The organism is Orbaceae bacterium lpD01 (assembly GCA_036251705.1).
Classification (GTDB): domain Bacteria; phylum Pseudomonadota; class Gammaproteobacteria; order Enterobacterales; family Orbaceae; genus Utexia; species Utexia brackfieldae.
Genome location: CP133959.1, coordinates 1,925,899 through 1,940,761 on the forward strand (window position 1 = coordinate 1,925,899; position 14,863 = coordinate 1,940,761).

At 41.1% G+C, this 14,863-nt stretch carries 14 protein-coding genes; 9 read left to right on the forward strand and 5 right to left on the reverse strand.

All coding sequences use genetic code 11. From position 1 onward, the window contains the following. Nucleotides 1-23: 23 nt before the first annotated feature. Complete coding sequence (gene rlmKL, locus RHO15_08600; GenBank protein ID WVD63525.1) at nt 24-2,156, reverse strand: bifunctional 23S rRNA (guanine(2069)-N(7))-methyltransferase RlmK/23S rRNA (guanine(2445)-N(2))-methyltransferase RlmL; 2,133 nt, start codon at nt 2,154-2,156, stop codon at nt 24-26. Nucleotides 2,157-2,474: 318 nt separating this feature from the next. On the opposite strand from rlmKL, the gene RHO15_08605 reads away from it, so the two are divergent. After that, nucleotides 2,475-3,920 (forward strand): M48 family metalloprotease, encoded by a 1,446-nt coding sequence (locus RHO15_08605; protein ID WVD63526.1) that lies wholly within the window; start codon nt 2,475-2,477, stop codon nt 3,918-3,920. Nucleotides 3,921-4,066: 146 nt separating this feature from the next. Here the strand turns inward: RHO15_08605 and RHO15_08610 are convergent, their stop codons facing one another. Together RHO15_08610 and rluC are read right to left on the reverse strand one after the other, a co-directional pair. Continuing rightward, nucleotides 4,067-4,723, reverse strand: coding sequence for a histidine phosphatase family protein (locus tag RHO15_08610; GenBank protein ID WVD63527.1), 657 nt, complete (start codon nt 4,721-4,723; stop codon nt 4,067-4,069). Between the two features lie 64 nt (nt 4,724-4,787). Continuing rightward, the gene (gene rluC, locus RHO15_08615) at nt 4,788-5,750 is read right to left on the reverse strand and encodes a 23S rRNA pseudouridine(955/2504/2580) synthase RluC (GenBank protein ID WVD63528.1); all 963 of its coding nucleotides are present in this window, start codon (nt 5,748-5,750) and stop codon (nt 4,788-4,790) included. Nucleotides 5,751-5,853: 103 nt separating this feature from the next. Here rluC and dsbB point away from each other — a divergent pair, with 103 nt between their 5' ends. The 6 genes from dsbB (at nt 5,854) to RHO15_08645 (ending at nt 11,656) form a co-directional block, all read left to right on the forward strand. Beyond that, on the forward strand, nt 5,854-6,384 hold the full coding sequence (dsbB, locus tag RHO15_08620; protein ID WVD63529.1) for a disulfide bond formation protein DsbB: 531 nt from the start codon (nt 5,854-5,856) through the stop codon (nt 6,382-6,384). A gap of 198 nt (nt 6,385-6,582) precedes the next feature. Continuing rightward, on the forward strand, nt 6,583-7,242 hold the full coding sequence (rluA, locus tag RHO15_08625) for a bifunctional tRNA pseudouridine(32) synthase/23S rRNA pseudouridine(746) synthase RluA (protein WVD64992.1): 660 nt from the start codon (nt 6,583-6,585) through the stop codon (nt 7,240-7,242). Between the two features lie 34 nt (nt 7,243-7,276). Next, nucleotides 7,277-7,876, forward strand: coding sequence for an XTP/dITP diphosphatase (locus tag RHO15_08630; GenBank protein WVD63530.1), 600 nt, complete (start codon nt 7,277-7,279; stop codon nt 7,874-7,876). Beyond that, entirely contained in the window at nt 7,866-9,002 is a 1,137-nt protein-coding gene (hemW, locus tag RHO15_08635; protein ID WVD63531.1) for a radical SAM family heme chaperone HemW, read from the forward strand. The genes RHO15_08630 and hemW overlap by 11 nt, the downstream gene beginning before the upstream one ends. Nucleotides 9,003-9,150: 148 nt before the next feature. Beyond that, entirely contained in the window at nt 9,151-10,314 is a 1,164-nt protein-coding gene (locus tag RHO15_08640; GenBank protein WVD63532.1) for a M20 aminoacylase family protein, read from the forward strand. Between the two features lie 13 nt (nt 10,315-10,327). After that, nucleotides 10,328-11,656, forward strand: a complete 1,329-nt coding sequence (locus RHO15_08645) for an MFS transporter (GenBank protein WVD63533.1) — start codon at nt 10,328-10,330, stop codon at nt 11,654-11,656. 62 nt (nt 11,657-11,718) lie between these two features. Here RHO15_08645 and pgeF read toward each other — a convergent pair whose 3' ends face one another. Then, a complete protein-coding gene (gene pgeF, locus RHO15_08650) occupies nt 11,719-12,459 on the reverse strand; it encodes a peptidoglycan editing factor PgeF (protein ID WVD63534.1) in 741 nt (246 codons plus the stop codon). After that, entirely contained in the window at nt 12,459-13,436 is a 978-nt protein-coding gene (rluD, locus tag RHO15_08655) for a 23S rRNA pseudouridine(1911/1915/1917) synthase RluD (protein ID WVD63535.1), read from the reverse strand. Before rluD ends, pgeF begins: the two co-directional genes overlap by 1 nt. 141 nt (nt 13,437-13,577) lie before the next feature. Here rluD and bamD point away from each other — a divergent pair, with 141 nt between their 5' ends. Then, nucleotides 13,578-14,309, forward strand: coding sequence for an outer membrane protein assembly factor BamD (gene bamD, locus RHO15_08660; protein ID WVD63536.1), 732 nt, complete (start codon nt 13,578-13,580; stop codon nt 14,307-14,309). A gap of 50 nt (nt 14,310-14,359) precedes the next feature. Further along, the gene (locus RHO15_08665) at nt 14,360-14,770 is read left to right on the forward strand and encodes a DUF3461 family protein (protein ID WVD63537.1); all 411 of its coding nucleotides are present in this window, start codon (nt 14,360-14,362) and stop codon (nt 14,768-14,770) included. Nucleotides 14,771-14,863 lie beyond the last annotated feature (93 nt).

Here is a 14,863-nt window from a genome sequence, read left to right on the forward strand (position 1 = left end):
ACCTTTTTCAAATAAGCTAAATATTACTGTTTATGTTGCAGTAAAAAACAGTAATGAATCTGTTTGTTTCGTTCAAAATCAGGAGAGATAGTCCGTGCGGTAATATCCTGATATTTGAGCCCCAAATGCGCTAAACCTTCAGCATCGATCTTAAAACCGCGTTTATTATTCGAGAAAATGATCTTGCCATTAGGTGTTAACATCCGTTTTAAATTTTCCATTAACATGAGATGATCGCGTTGAATATCTAATGTATCACTCATGCGTTTAGAGTTAGAAAACGTCGGGGGATCAATAAAAATAAGATCAAACTGCTGATCACATGCTTGCAAAAAGACCAAACAGTCCGCTTGAATTAAACGATGTTGGCGACTCGTCAAGCCATTTTGCTGTAAATTACGTTCTGCCCATTCTAAATACGTTCTCGACATATCAACTGTCGTGGTACTTTTAGCGCCACCAAGCCCGGCATAAACGGTCGCCGATCCGGTATAGGAAAATAGATTTAAAAATGATTTTCCCTTCGCCATCTGCCCGATCATTTTTCGCGCTAAACGGTGATCTAAGAACAGTCCGGTATCCAGATAATCCACTAAGTTGACCCAGAATTGGGCTTGATACTCTTTGACTAAAAAGAAATCTTGTTTATGGGCAAGCTTCTGATATTGCTGTTTACCTTTCTGCTTTTCACGGGTTTTTAGCACCACTTGGTCGACGGATAGTCCTAATACCATAATGGTTGCATTAATCACATCAAACAGACGTTTACGCGCTTTCTGTTCATCAATGCTTTTAGGTGGTGCATACTCTTGGATAATAACCTTGTCTTTATAACGATCAATCGCCACATTATATTCAGGTAAATCAGCATCGTATAAACGATAACACTCAATCCCTTCACTTATCGCCCATTTTTTGAGTTTCTGCTCATTCTTTCGTAAACGATTCACAAAATCTTGCGCGATCATCGGTCCTGATGATTGAATGGATTGTTGTTGGTCCGCGGCTAATTCTCGTTTGGCGATAACATAATTTTTTTGTACACAGTCTAAAGGCCCATTTTTGGCTTTATACTGTTTGTCAGCACGCAGCTGTAAACAATCAAGCAGTTGAGGCGCACCACTAAATAACGATAAGTGCCAGCCACCAAACTGCTGCTTAACTAGCGTGCCAAGCGCTGAGTGCAGCGCAATTAACGCCGGCTCACTCTCCAGACGCTCACCATACGGCGGGTTACTGATAATTGTGCCCATTCTATCTGGGCAAGGATTGGTTAACTCTATAATATCTTGTCGCTTAAAATCAATTAATTCAGCAACACCAGCCCGATGGGCATTTTCTGTGGCAATACTGAGTACATGCGCATCATTATCATAACCAAAAAATTTGGCGCTAACCCGTTTTATCCCCTGCTTAGCTTGCTCGCGAGCTTCAAACAACACCTCATTCCATAATACCGAGTTATGCTGTTTCCAGGCTTTAAAGCCCCAGGATAAACGATTAAGTCCTGGCGCAATCTCTGCTGCTTGCATAGCGGCTTCAATCAGTAATGTGCCAGAACCGCACATAGGATCGATCAAGACTTGATCTGGCTGCCAGCCCGAACGATGAACGACGGCTGCGGCTAAATTTTCTTTTAATGGTGCCTGACCGGCCGCTAAACGATAACCGCGTTGATGCAGACTCTCACCACTTAAATCTAAACTAAGCGATACACGATTTTTATATAAATGAGCAACAATACGAATATCCGCTTGGCTTTTGGCAATATTAGGGCGTTGTTGCTGATTTCGCATAAAGCTATCAACAATCGCATCCTTAATTTTTAGCGCGCCATACTGAGTGTTACGAATAAAGTCATTGGTACCCCGGAAATTGATCACAAAGGTTGAATCGACATCAAAAATTGAGCCCCAATCAATATTCAAGGCACATCCATAAAGATCGAGGTCACTATATATATCGAATTCACTTAATGGCAGCAAAATACGTGAAGCCAGACGACTCCATAATAGTGAGCGGTACATCATCTTATCATCAGCGGAAAAATAGATACCGCCCGCCGTAATGCGGCAATCAGCGGCACCTAGTTTTTGTAACTCTGCTTTTAATAACTCTTCCAGTCCACCGGACGTTGTGGCAAATAATGTTTTCATTTAAATTCAATCTGTCGCAATAAAAATTGTCGGCTATTATATACCACTAAGCTGTAAACGACATTAATTAACCACCTGATAATGTCTGTTTTTAAAATAAATAGCTAAAATAAATAGTTAAAATAAACCGCTAAAATAAACAAAGCGATCTTAGCGATAAATAAATCGAGGGATCGTCGCGTCCTTTAATTGATAACTCATTTACATCTCAGCCACACTCAATTAAAGTAAATCATGATATGATTGAGCAAACCGAGTTGAATTACGCGATATAGGGCCCTATATCAATCTAATAGATTGAATTTTGCAGGAATTATCATGTTGAAAAAGCGATCACTCATTGCTGTCGTCTTAGCCTCAATGCTCATGCAACCAGTTACAATGGCAAATAATATTCTGCTGCCGGATATTGGCACTGCCGCGGCGGCAACACTCAGTATTGGCCAAGAGATCGAGATGGGTGATTATTATGTGCGTATCTTACGTGGTTCGGCGCCGATAAATAGTGATCTCTTAATCACTGATTATATTAACGAGCTGGGTCATAAACTAGTGGCCAATGCAGATTCAGTACAAACCCCCTTCAACTTTTTCGTGATGAATAGTAACGTGTTAAATGCGTTTGCTTTTTTTGGCGGCAATGTGGTTATTCATTCAAGGCTAATTCTCGATACCGATAACGAAAGCCAATTAGCTTCGGTCATGTCACATGAGATTGCGCATGTCACTCAGCGTCATTTAGCCCGTTCAATGGAAGCCCAAAAACAAAATACCCCTTATGTGGTGGGTGCGGCGCTGGGTTCTATTTTATTAGGTCTGGCTAATCCAGAATTAGGCATGTCAGGACTGATTAGTACCTTGGCCGGTTCACAGCAAAGCTCGATCAGTTTTACTCAAAGTAACGAGCAAGAAGCCGATCGCGTCGGCATCAGAACGCTCACTAAAGCCGGATTTGATCCCTATGCCATGGCCGATTTTCTGCAAAAATTAGCGGACCAGTCGCGATTTAGCTCAAAACCACCGGAAATGCTACTGACGCATCCCTTACCTGATAGTCGCTTATCTGATGTACGCAATCGTTCAAATCAGCTACCACACAAAAACGTCGCTTCATCACTCGATTACTATTTAGCTAAAATTCGTTTAGCCGCGTTAGGCCGTAATAAAAATGCGACAACCTTAATTCTGGACGAATACAAAAAAATCAATAACAAACAGACTAATATTGCGTTGCTCTATGGTCAAGCACTGTCACAATATGTGAGTAAAAACTATAGTCAAGCGCAGAAAACACTACAAACCCTGTTAAACGAAGATCCGAATAATGTCTGGTTTGTTGATTTAATGACTGATATCGATTTAGAGCTTAAAGATCCGTCTGCTGCAATAAACCGGTTACTCTCGGCATTAAAAGCCCATCCTAACAGCCATGTGCTGCAGATTAATTTAGCGAATGCTTATCTGAATAATAATGACTTGCAAAAGGCAGCGAGTTTACTGCACCGCTATACCTTCAGTTCACCTAATGATATTAATGGCTGGGATCTATTAGCACAGACCTATACCAAACAGCATCTTCGTGGTGAAGAGATGTCTGCGCGCGCAGAGGTCAGTGCATTACAAGGTGATTACCGTCAGGCTATCACCTTGTTAACCAATGCACAAAGTTATGTGAAAGATAACGCAAATCAAGTGGCGCGTTTTCAGGCACGCGCAAAACAGCTGGAAGATTTACAAAAACGCTATGCGCATTATCAGCGCTAAACAATCTTGTCGCAGCGACTTATCAACCTAGATAACTTATCTTTATCTAGGTTTTTTGCCAGAGAGACAATATGCCCAAAGCGGGACAGATTGATAAAACCCGAGAGTGTTACCACTGCTTTGATGGTGCATAACCGATAAGCTAATTAGCCTAAATGATTCACATCGTTATATTGCTGTAGACTAAACTGCCCGACTGATTGATGATCAGCTTGTTTAAAATTAACAATACTCACACTAGTATTGGCAATCCTTGGTGAGTGGGTCTCATCACGATACGCGTACCATTCGCAGCCGCGTATCGCATTGAGTAAAATTCGCAATGCTGTGCCATGCGAAACAATCAGTACATTGCCGGTATCATATTGCGCAATAATCTTTTCCAGCCCTTGCTGCATACGCGCTAAAACAGCTAAAGTGTGTTCACCTTGGTTTGATTCTGCGGTGAAAACTCGCGGTGAATTTAAATATAATTGAAAGTCATCTTGCAAATTTAGCTCGGCAATCGGCTGGCCTTCCCATAGACCAAAATCCATTTCGCAAAAGTCGGCATCTTCAAAACGAGGAATAGCCGGTACTGACGGATTATGCTCAGCTAAAATATAGTCTCGCGTATCAATTGCGCGCTGCTGGGTACTGGAATAAGCACAGATAAAAGGCATAGAAGCTAGATACTGACCGGTTATTTTGGCGCCCTCAATCCCCTTTTCAGTCAAAGGTGAATTTTGAGAACCTTGCATGCGTTCAAGTACATTCCACTCGGTTTGCCCGTGACGAATAAGATAAAAATTAATCTCTTTCATATAAACTTCTCCTGAATATTCACAGCGCTAGTTTGCTTTAATCATGATGATGATAGCGGCTGGGTTATTCCTGTTGTTTCTGTAATCTTAATTGATTTAAGCACTGCTGTAACGTCTTGTCTAACGGCGCGGCAACCGTCATCTTTTCTTGTGTTTTAGGATGGGTGAATTGGACTTGAGCAGCGTGTAAAAACAGACGATTTAATCCAGTTGAGATCAATTTTTGATCAAACTCTTTTTCACCGTAGCGATCATCAAACGCAATCGGGTGTCCTGTGTATTGGGTATGGACACGAATTTGATGGGTTCGCCCAGTCACCGGACTGGCTTTAACTAATGTGGCAAAATCAAAACGCTCTTCGACTTTGAACCGGGTTTCTGCCGGCTTGCCATCTTGATTAACTCGTACAATCCGTTCGCCACTTTGGAGCATATTTTTGAATAAAGGCGCTTCAACCACTTTACACGCCGAAGGCCAGTTACCTTGAACTAAAGCCAGATAATCTTTCTGCATCTGTTTTAGTCTTAACTGCTCATGTAACGATCGTAATGCTGAACGTTTTTTGGCAATCAATAATACACCAGAGGTCTCTCTGTCAATACGATGGACTAACTCTAAAAATCGCGCATCGGGTCTTAAGGCTCTTAAGCCTTCGATCACGCCAAAACTGAGTCCACTGCCACCATGAACAGCGATACCTGACGGTTTATTTAAGACCAGAATATAGTCATCCTCAAATAAAATCGCGTGCTCTAAATTCGCAACTTTATTCAGTTTTGCTGACACTGCCGGTTCGGTGGTTTCAGCCACTCTTACCGGTGGAATTCTAATTTGATCGCCACAAACTAGTTTATATTCAGGTTTGACCCGTTTTTTATTTACCCTCACCTCACCTTTTCGTAAGATGCGGTAGATCATACTTTTCGGGACACCTTTAAGCTGAGTACGTAAAAAATTATCAATACGCTGCTGCTCATTTTCAGCAGTAATAGTCACAAAAATGACCTGTGGTGATGTTGGTTTCATGAATAATTATTAATCTCTAAAATAATACTAGTTTACATTATTCGAAAATAACTTACACTATTACCCGCCAGAAAATACTATTATTTATTAAGAGAACACGTATATGCTGCAATTATTAAGTCAATACGCTAGAAATCGAACAGCTTGGTTTTTATTACTGCTTTCTGCATTATGTTTTGAGTTAGTTGCCCTTTTTTTTCAACATGTATTAAATCTTAATCCCTGCGTTTTATGTATTTATCAACGTTGTGTATTTGCCGGTATCTTTATTGCTGCCCTGATTGCGCTCATTAATCCCCAAAATTTACTTTTTCGATTAGTCGGATTAGCATTATGGATCTACTGTGCAATTAAAGGGTTTTTATTTGCATATGAACAAGCAACATTACAGTTTGAACCCTCCATGTTTCATAGCTGCCCATTAAATGTCAGTTTTCCTGCATGGTTACCACTTAATACCTGGATTCCGGGGATGTTTGAAAGTACCGGTATCTGTTCTGATCGTATTTGGCAATTCTTAACACTTGAAATGTCACAATGGACAATGATTATTTTTATTTGCTACTTGATTGTCGCTTTATTGGTATTGGTTGCCCAATTCGTCAGACCAGTTCAGTCAGCGTGGAAAAATTAGTCTAAGTCTCTAAGCCTAAAAAGCGTGCCTGAGTTGGCGCGTTTTTTATATCTGTTGACTCACATACCGCGCTCATCCGCATCTTTCGTTTTATTTCGATATCATAAAATGCGCCAGTTTAGATAAAATCACATTATCTTAGGGAAATTTCTGCTAAAATAGCCACAATTTTAACTCGGCAGGTAGAATTAAACCGATATTATGTTACTTGAATATCATCCCTCACAATCACCTTGGTTAATCACGCTTTATCAGGACAATGATATTGTGGTTGTGAATAAACAAAGTGGCTTGCTCTCCGTACCCGGAAAAGCGCCTGAGCATAAAGATAGTATTATTAGTCGTCTTGAACGCGATTTTAGTTTCGTAGAATCAGTGCATCGTTTAGATATGGCCACCAGTGGCATTATGGTTGTTGCCTTAAGTAAGCAAGCTGAAAGAGAACTTAAAAGGCAGTTTAGAGAGCGAGAAACCAAAAAATACTATATCGCCCGTATCTTTGGTCATCCCGCACAGGATAAGGGATCGATTGAACTCCCGTTGATTTGTGACTGGCCAAATCGGCCCAAACAAAAAGTGTGCTTTGAAACGGGTAAGTCAGCCCTAACTGAGTATGAAATCCTTGAAAGAGCTGATGATAATACATCGAGAATTAAGCTGCTCCCTTTTACCGGTCGTTCACATCAGTTACGTGTTCACATGCAAGCATTAGGCCATCCTATTTTAGGGGATAAATTTTATGCCACACCGGAGGCTAAAGCCAAGGCCAGCAGATTATTATTACATGCCCAATCATTAACCATTACCCATCCGATCACCGGTGAGTTAATGACTTTTAGCTGTGATCCGGATTTTTAATCGCGATCACATTTCAATTTGAGAGGAACATAATATGAAAAAACTGGTACTCGCAACCAATAACCAAGGTAAAGTGAAAGAGCTCGATAATTTACTATCCAATGCTGGATTTGAAGTTATTTCACAACGTGTATTTAATGTCCCTGATATTGACGAAACCGGCTTAACTTTTGTCGAAAATGCCATTTTAAAAGCACGACATACCGCTAAATTGACCGGTTTACCCGCCATCGCTGATGACTCAGGGCTCTGTGTCGATGCCTTAGATGGCGCCCCCGGTATTTATTCAGCGCGTTATGCGGGTGAAGGCACCAATGATCAAAAGAACAATCAGAAACTATTACAGGCTTTAGCCAATATACCGAAAGCGCAAAGAACAGCTTATTTTTACTGCGCACTGGTCTACCTGCGTCATGCTGATGATCCAACCCCGATTATTTGTCAGGGAAAATGGTCAGGTAATATCCTTACCGAACCGCAAGGTGATGGCGGATTTGGTTATGACCCGCTATTTTATATTCCCGAACTCGCTTGTAGTGCCGCCGCGTTACCTCGTGAACAGAAAAGTTTAATCTCACATCGAGGTCAAGCGTTAAAGCAGATGATGAAAGTGTTACATAAAGATGCCGACTAACTCGCAGATACCATTAAGTCTGTATGTACATATCCCATGGTGTGTACAGAAGTGCCCTTATTGTGATTTCAACTCACACAAGTTGAAACAACAACCCGATTATGCTGGCTATATCGATCATTTATTGCGTGATTTGGATAATGATCTCCCCTTAACTAACGGGCGCCCAATTTCAACTATTTTTATCGGCGGTGGTACGCCAAGTCTGTTGGATGCGCCTTTTATTGAGCAGTTAATATCGGGTATCAAATCGCGCACCTCACTACTGCCAAATGCAGAGATCACCCTTGAAGCGAATCCCAATTCAGTTGATACGCAGCGATTTAAAGGCTATCAAGCGGCGGGAGTTAATCGTATCTCAATTGGTGTCCAGAGTTTCTCTAGCGATAAACTAATTCAGTTGGGACGCGTACACAATCAACAAGAAGCTGAAACGGCTGCGCAATTAGCACATGCATTAAAGCTCCGCAGTTTTAATTTAGATTTAATGCATGGACTGCCCACACAAACACTTGAACAAGCGCTATTTGATTTAGAAAAAGCGATTGAGATGGCGCCACCCCATTTATCTTGGTATCAGCTCACTATTGAACCCAACACCTTATTCGGTTCAAAACCACCGATACTCCCCAGTGACGATCTATTATGGGATATTTATCAGGCCGGTCATCAGTTATTGAGCCGTGCAGGTTATCAGCAATATGAAACCTCAGCTTATGCAAAGCCTGGCTATCAATGTCAGCATAATCTTAATTATTGGCGCTTTGGTGACTATTTAGGTATTGGCTGTGGTGCACATGGGAAACTGACGCAAGCTAGTAGCGAGATCATTCGGACGGTTAAAACTCGTCATCCGCAAGGCTATATGCAGGGACACTATGAGGAAAAACGCTATATTGTGCCAGCCGATGAGCTACCTTTTGAGTTTTTCATGAATCGTTTTCGCCTGTTTGAGCCAACGCCAAAAATCGATTTTGAACTCAGAACCGGATTATCACTTTCGGTTATTAAGTCGCCTATCGAGCAAGCTATCGCACAACATTATCTGACAGAAGATACCGATTTTTGGTATTTAACCGAACACGGTAAACTCTTTCTCAATTCATTACTCGAAATTTTTCTGTAAGTATCAATTTTATAAAAATAAATTAAATATTCAGGTTGGAAAATTAGTTTTTTTTATAATTGACTAAAAAACTACTAAAATAGTTCATATTCGGTATATTAATCAGACTCCGACTATTTTTATCATTATAAATAAAAAGGTTAATCTCATGATAAAACAAAAAATCGAAACGATACGTCCACTTCTTGAATCTATTCGACATCAAATTCATCAACATCCTGAACTTGGATTTGAGGAGGTGAAAACTGCTGATTTAGTTGCTGAAAAGCTCATCCAATGGGGCTATCAGGTCCATCGAGGTTTAGGTAAAACTGGAGTGATTGGCACGCTAAAAGTTGGTAATAGTCATAAAGTAATAGGTATTCGTGCCGATATGGATGCGTTACCTATTCAAGAGAACAATGGTAAAAAATGGGCAAGCCAAATACCTAACCGTATGCACGGTTGTGGTCATGATGGTCATACCACCATGCTATTAGGCGCCGCCAAATATCTGGCCGAAACCCAAAATTTTGATGGTACCATACATCTGATTTTTCAACCCGCTGAAGAGGGGTTAGGTGGGGCTGATGCGATGCTTAAAGAGGGATTGTTTAAACAATTTCCTTGCGATGCGATTTTCGCTATGCACAATATGCCCGGTTATCCAACTGGCCACTTCTTTTTTCAAGATGGTCCATTAATGGCCTCACAAGATCAAGTTCATATTACGATTAATGGTTGTGGTGGTCATGGCGCAATGCCAAGTTATGCAATTGATCCGGTATTAGTTGCCTCGCATATTACCGTAGCACTACAAAGTATCGTTTCACGCAATGTAAATCCGTTAGATGCGGCGGTTATCACGGTGGGCGCTATTCAAGCCGGTGAAGCGGCCAATGTCATTCCCTCATCGGCATTAATGAAGCTGAGTATTCGGGCATTAAAACCAGAGGTCAGAGCGAAACTATTAGAGCGTATTGAACAGCTCGCTAAGTCTCAAGCTGAGAGCTTTGGGGCAACGGCTGAAGTAAAACATGTGATCGGTTCTCCGCCACTGATTAATGATAAAACACAGACTGAATTTGCTTATCATGTGGCTAAAAATACTTTCGCGGACAAAGCACATTATGGTATGCAGCCTTTGATGGGCAGCGAAGATTTCTCATTTATGCTAGAAGAAAATCCACATGGCTGTTATCTGGTGATTGGTAACGGTGAAGTTGGCCAAGGATCGTGTATGGTACATAATCCGGGCTATGATTTTAATGATGATTGTTTAGTGCCTGGTGCAGCTTTTTGGTGCGCATTAACTGAAACTTTTTTACAATAGAGGTAGATTATTGATGACAACATCCGCCTCAATTAACAACAATCCTATTTCAAACATGAAAAAGAGTAGTGGTAAACGTGTTATCTTTGCCTCGGCATTTGGTAATGCACTAGAGTTTTTTGATTTTACTGTTTATAACTTTTTTGTGATTTATATCGGTGCACTGTTCTTTCCTGCTTCTTCAGATAAGAATATGGGTCTGCTGCTTGCCTTTGCCACTTTAGGGGTGAGCTTTTTTATGCGTCCATTGGGTGGCATCATCATTGGCACTTATGCAGATAAATTTGGCCGCAAACCGGCGATGGTCTTAACCATTTCACTGATGAGTTTAGGCACCTTACTGGTCGGTATTGCACCAACTTATGCTACTGCCGGTTATTTAGGCACTTTAGTGTTGGTTACCGCCAGATTAATCCAAGGTGTCGCGGCAGGTGGTGAGGTCGGCGCCTCGATGTCAATGTTAGTCGAGTCAGCCCCACACAATCGACGCGGATTTTATAGTAGCTGGCAGCTGGCCACTCAAGGTGTCGCCGTTATTTTCGGTGGCGGTATTGCCCTGCTGCTCACGCGCTACTTGCCTGTCATCACCGATAATCCGAATGTGATGAGTGAATGGGGCTGGCGAATCCCCTTCTTTATTGGCGTGCTATTAGCACCGATTGGTTGTTGGTTAAGGTTGGGCCTTGAAAATGAACATAAAACGATCATCGAAAAACCAAGAGAAAATCAGCCACATCAGAATATCTTTTGGTTATTAAAAGAGAATCTGTTTAATCTGGTTGCAGGTATCTTACTCGTAATAGGGAGTACTGTTGCGACCTATATTAGTATCTATTATTACTCTACTTATGCCATCGCCTCTTTTAATATGCCAACTGAAGTTGGCTATGCCGCTATGTTACTTGCCGGTGTCATTACCTTTCTGGGTAGCCTTTATGCCGGTATATTAAGTGATAAATATGGCCGGAAAAAGCTGATTTGGATTTCACGTATTGTACTGACAATACTAGCCTATCCGTCATTCTGGTTAATTTCTACCTATCACTCACCAGCCGTGTTGTTATTAACCGTCTTTGTCATGGTTTTCTTTACAACGCTGGGGGCAGCGCCCACCATGTTGGTCATATCAGAGCTATTACCAACCCGTATTCGTGCTTTAGGTTTTGCACTGGTTTATAGTATTGGTGTGGCGGTATTCGGTGGCTTTGCACAATATTTTGCAACACTGTTAGTCGATTTAACCGGCATTGCAACCAGTCCAAGCTGGTATTTGGGTGGTGCAGTATTTATTTCAAGCTTCTCAATGTTTATGTTTAAAGAACAGAAACATTTGCGCCATTAAAAAATGAAAAAGCCACAAATCATCATGATTTATGGCTTTTTCAATCTATACTGATGTGATATTTATTTAATCCAGATCATTGACGCCATTCTACCGGTTATCTGTTCACGGCGATATGAGAAAAAAGTCTCTGGCTCGCTGACAGTGCAGTGCTGACCACCATAAATACGACTGACACCAAAAGTATTTAATCGCTGTCTCGCTAAAAGATAAATATCAGCCAAATATTTTTGTGACTCCTGATTAGATAAACAAAAGGCGCTTGCGGCATGTTTATCTACCTTTTCAAACTGCTGCTTCACTTCCGCTCCCACTTCAAACTGATCCGGGCCAATAGCTGGCCCCAGCCAAGCCATGATCTTATCGGGCGAACAGCGAAATTGCTGTAAGGTATTTTCCAGTACACCATGACAGAGGCCGCGCCAACCAGCATGGGCTGCCGCAACCTCATCACCGTCAAGAGAACAAAATAACACAGGTAAACAGTCGGCAGTCATCACCGTACAGGCGAATGTTGTCTGAGCGGTATAACTGGCATCTGCTTTTATCAAATCCGTTTGCGTAAAATCATCTAAATTAAGCACCGTCGTGGAATGAATCTGATCTAACCAAACTGGCTCGGCACTCAATTGTCCATACTCTGATAACAAACGACGATTTTGCATAACCGCAACCAGAGCGTCACCTACATGGCTACCTAAATTTAACGATGCATAAGGCGAAATACTCACGCCACCAGTTCGCATAGTAGACAGAGCGCCGATCTGTATAGGTGCTGGCCAATCAGGATAAATAAATTTCATTACCAATCAATACTATCTTTGAACTGTTCTTTATCTTCTTTCAATGCTTCGATTAACTGCACCATATCATCCGGTAACGGTGCATGCCACTCCATCTCAATACCAGAAATCGGATGATATAATCGTAACATGGTAGCGTGTAGTGCTTGACGATCAAAGTTCCGTAAGGTGGTCATCAATTTTTCTGACGCGCCTTTAGGCGGTCTAGGTCTGCCGCCATAGAGTTGATCACCTAATAGTGGATGGGCAATATGCGCCATATGTACGCGAATTTGATGGGTTCGACCGGTTTCTAATCGTAAACGTAAACGGGTATGGATACGAAAACGTTCCATAATTCGATAATGGGTGACGGCAGGTTTACCTAAAGGATAAACCGACATATGGGTTCGTTTGGTTGGATGCCTTGCTATTGGCGCATCAACCGAGCCGCCAGCAGTCATGATGCCCATCGCAATCGCTTCATATTCTCGAGTAATTTCACGGCGCTGCAATGATTCAACTAAGTGTGTTTGTGCCGGAATCGTTTTTGCAACAACCATTAAGCCTGTGGTATCTTTATCCAGACGATGAACAATACCCGCTCGAGGCACATCAGCTAATTGAGGGTAGTGATAAAGTAAGGCATTTAATACCGTGCCGTCTGGATTACCGGCACCAGGATGCACAACAAAATCACACGGCTTGTTCAATACCAAGATATCATCATCTTCATAAACGATATCGAGTGGTAAATTTTGTGGTTGATAGCTAATTCCCTCATCGACGACGGCGTCGATGACAATTGTTTCACCACCTAAGACCTTCTCTTTCGGTTTATTGACCGTTTGACCGTTCACAGTCACCCGATTATCGGTAATCCAATCCTTAATTCGCGAGCGCGAATAATCAGGAAAAAGTTCAGCTAATGCCTGATCCAGACGCTGGCCTAATTGTGTTTCGCCAACGATGGCGTCAAGCTTGATTTCATGTGACATACGATAAATTCTTTTATAATTTAACTTTACAACGTTAATTGCGCATAAAAGCGCAATATTCAGTTTTACGATACTGTAATTTAGAGTATCATAAGCGCATATAAAGGGTTAATGATTATTTTTAAATATTGAGAAAAACAAATGAAATTGTATCAACGTCTTTTAGTAATTGGTCTATCCGCGTCTATTTTAGCAGCTTGTAGTTCGTCTAAGCCTGATTATTCTAATGTGCCTGAGCCCGATCTTTATACCAGAGCACAAACAGAAATGGAACAAGGCATGCTCAAATCTTCGACTAAATTATTAGAAGAGATGGATAAGATTTATCCGTTTGGTCCCTATTCACAGCAGGTTCAACTTAACCTCATCTACTCATATTATAAATCCTCTGATTTATCTCTTGCGGTTGCCTCAATCGATCGATTCTTAAAATTAAATCCAACCCATCCTAATATTGATTGGGTCATCTATATGCGTGGATTATCAAATATGATTTTAGATGATAATCAAATTCAAGGTTGGTTTGGTGTGGATCGCTCTGACCGCGACCAAGACTATGCAGTCGCTGCTTTTAAAGACTTTAGCTATCTCATTACAAACTTTCCAAACAGTAGTTATGGTTATGATGCTCAGAAACGTCTATTATTCTTAAAAAATCGTTTATCTAAATATCAGTATAAAGTGGCTGAATATTACACTAAACGTGGAGCCTATGCTGCCGTGATTAATCGTGTTGATAATATGCTTAAACTCTATCCAGATACGCAAGCGACCCGTAATGCATTACCATTGATGGAAAAAGCTTATCGCAAGCTTGGTTTAATCAACGAAGCTAATAATGTGCAGAAAATTATTGCCGCTAATCCTAAATAACCACTTGGATGAGTGATATTGATAATTTTAACGCTAATAAAGGATGATGCATGTACGATAATTTGAAAAAACTGGGCATTATGGATCCAGAGACCATTACCCATTATACGCTACGTCAGGAAGGCGTAAATGACACCCTAAAAATTTACTTTCGTAAAGAAAAAGGGGAATTTTTTGCACGCAGCCTTAAATTTAAGTATCCTCGTCAACGTAAAACAGTCACCGCTGACAGCAATGGTGAACGCTATAAAGAAGTCAAAGAGATCAACCCGGTTTTAAGATATATCATCGATGAATTAGATAATTTAAAACTCATTCAGGAAGATAAAGACGTTGACTTGCATACTAAAATTCTCACTGAGCTAAGACATCTCCAACGCGTCGTGAGTAATAAGATTACCGAAATCGAAGCGGATGTTGAAAAATTACAAGCCAAAGAGAGAGCCAGAAAATTAAAGTAGTTTAATGATTAAGGCTTTATAGTATGACTTTTTCGCAATAAAAATACCGCCATCCGTTTTATCACATTAATGGGTATCACACCTGATAAGCGT

Coding starts and splice junctions, on each gene's coding strand:
- rlmKL (WVD63525.1), bottom strand. CDS start 2,156: ATGAAAACATTATTTGCCACAACGTCCGGTGGACTGGAAGAGTTATTA.
- RHO15_08605 (WVD63526.1), top strand. CDS start 2,475: ATGTTGAAAAAGCGATCACTCATTGCTGTCGTCTTAGCCTCAATGCTC.
- RHO15_08610 (WVD63527.1), bottom strand. CDS start 4,723: ATGAAAGAGATTAATTTTTATCTTATTCGTCACGGGCAAACCGAGTGG.
- rluC (WVD63528.1), bottom strand. CDS start 5,750: ATGAAACCAACATCACCACAGGTCATTTTTGTGACTATTACTGCTGAA.
- dsbB (WVD63529.1), top strand. CDS start 5,854: ATGCTGCAATTATTAAGTCAATACGCTAGAAATCGAACAGCTTGGTTT.
- RHO15_08630 (WVD63530.1), top strand. CDS start 7,277: ATGAAAAAACTGGTACTCGCAACCAATAACCAAGGTAAAGTGAAAGAG.
- hemW (WVD63531.1), top strand. CDS start 7,866: ATGCCGACTAACTCGCAGATACCATTAAGTCTGTATGTACATATCCCA.
- RHO15_08640 (WVD63532.1), top strand. CDS start 9,151: ATGATAAAACAAAAAATCGAAACGATACGTCCACTTCTTGAATCTATT.
- RHO15_08645 (WVD63533.1), top strand. CDS start 10,328: ATGACAACATCCGCCTCAATTAACAACAATCCTATTTCAAACATGAAA.
- pgeF (WVD63534.1), bottom strand. CDS start 12,459: ATGAAATTTATTTATCCTGATTGGCCAGCACCTATACAGATCGGCGCT.
- rluD (WVD63535.1), bottom strand. CDS start 13,436: ATGTCACATGAAATCAAGCTTGACGCCATCGTTGGCGAAACACAATTA.
- bamD (WVD63536.1), top strand. CDS start 13,578: ATGAAATTGTATCAACGTCTTTTAGTAATTGGTCTATCCGCGTCTATT.
- RHO15_08665 (WVD63537.1), top strand. CDS start 14,360: ATGTACGATAATTTGAAAAAACTGGGCATTATGGATCCAGAGACCATT.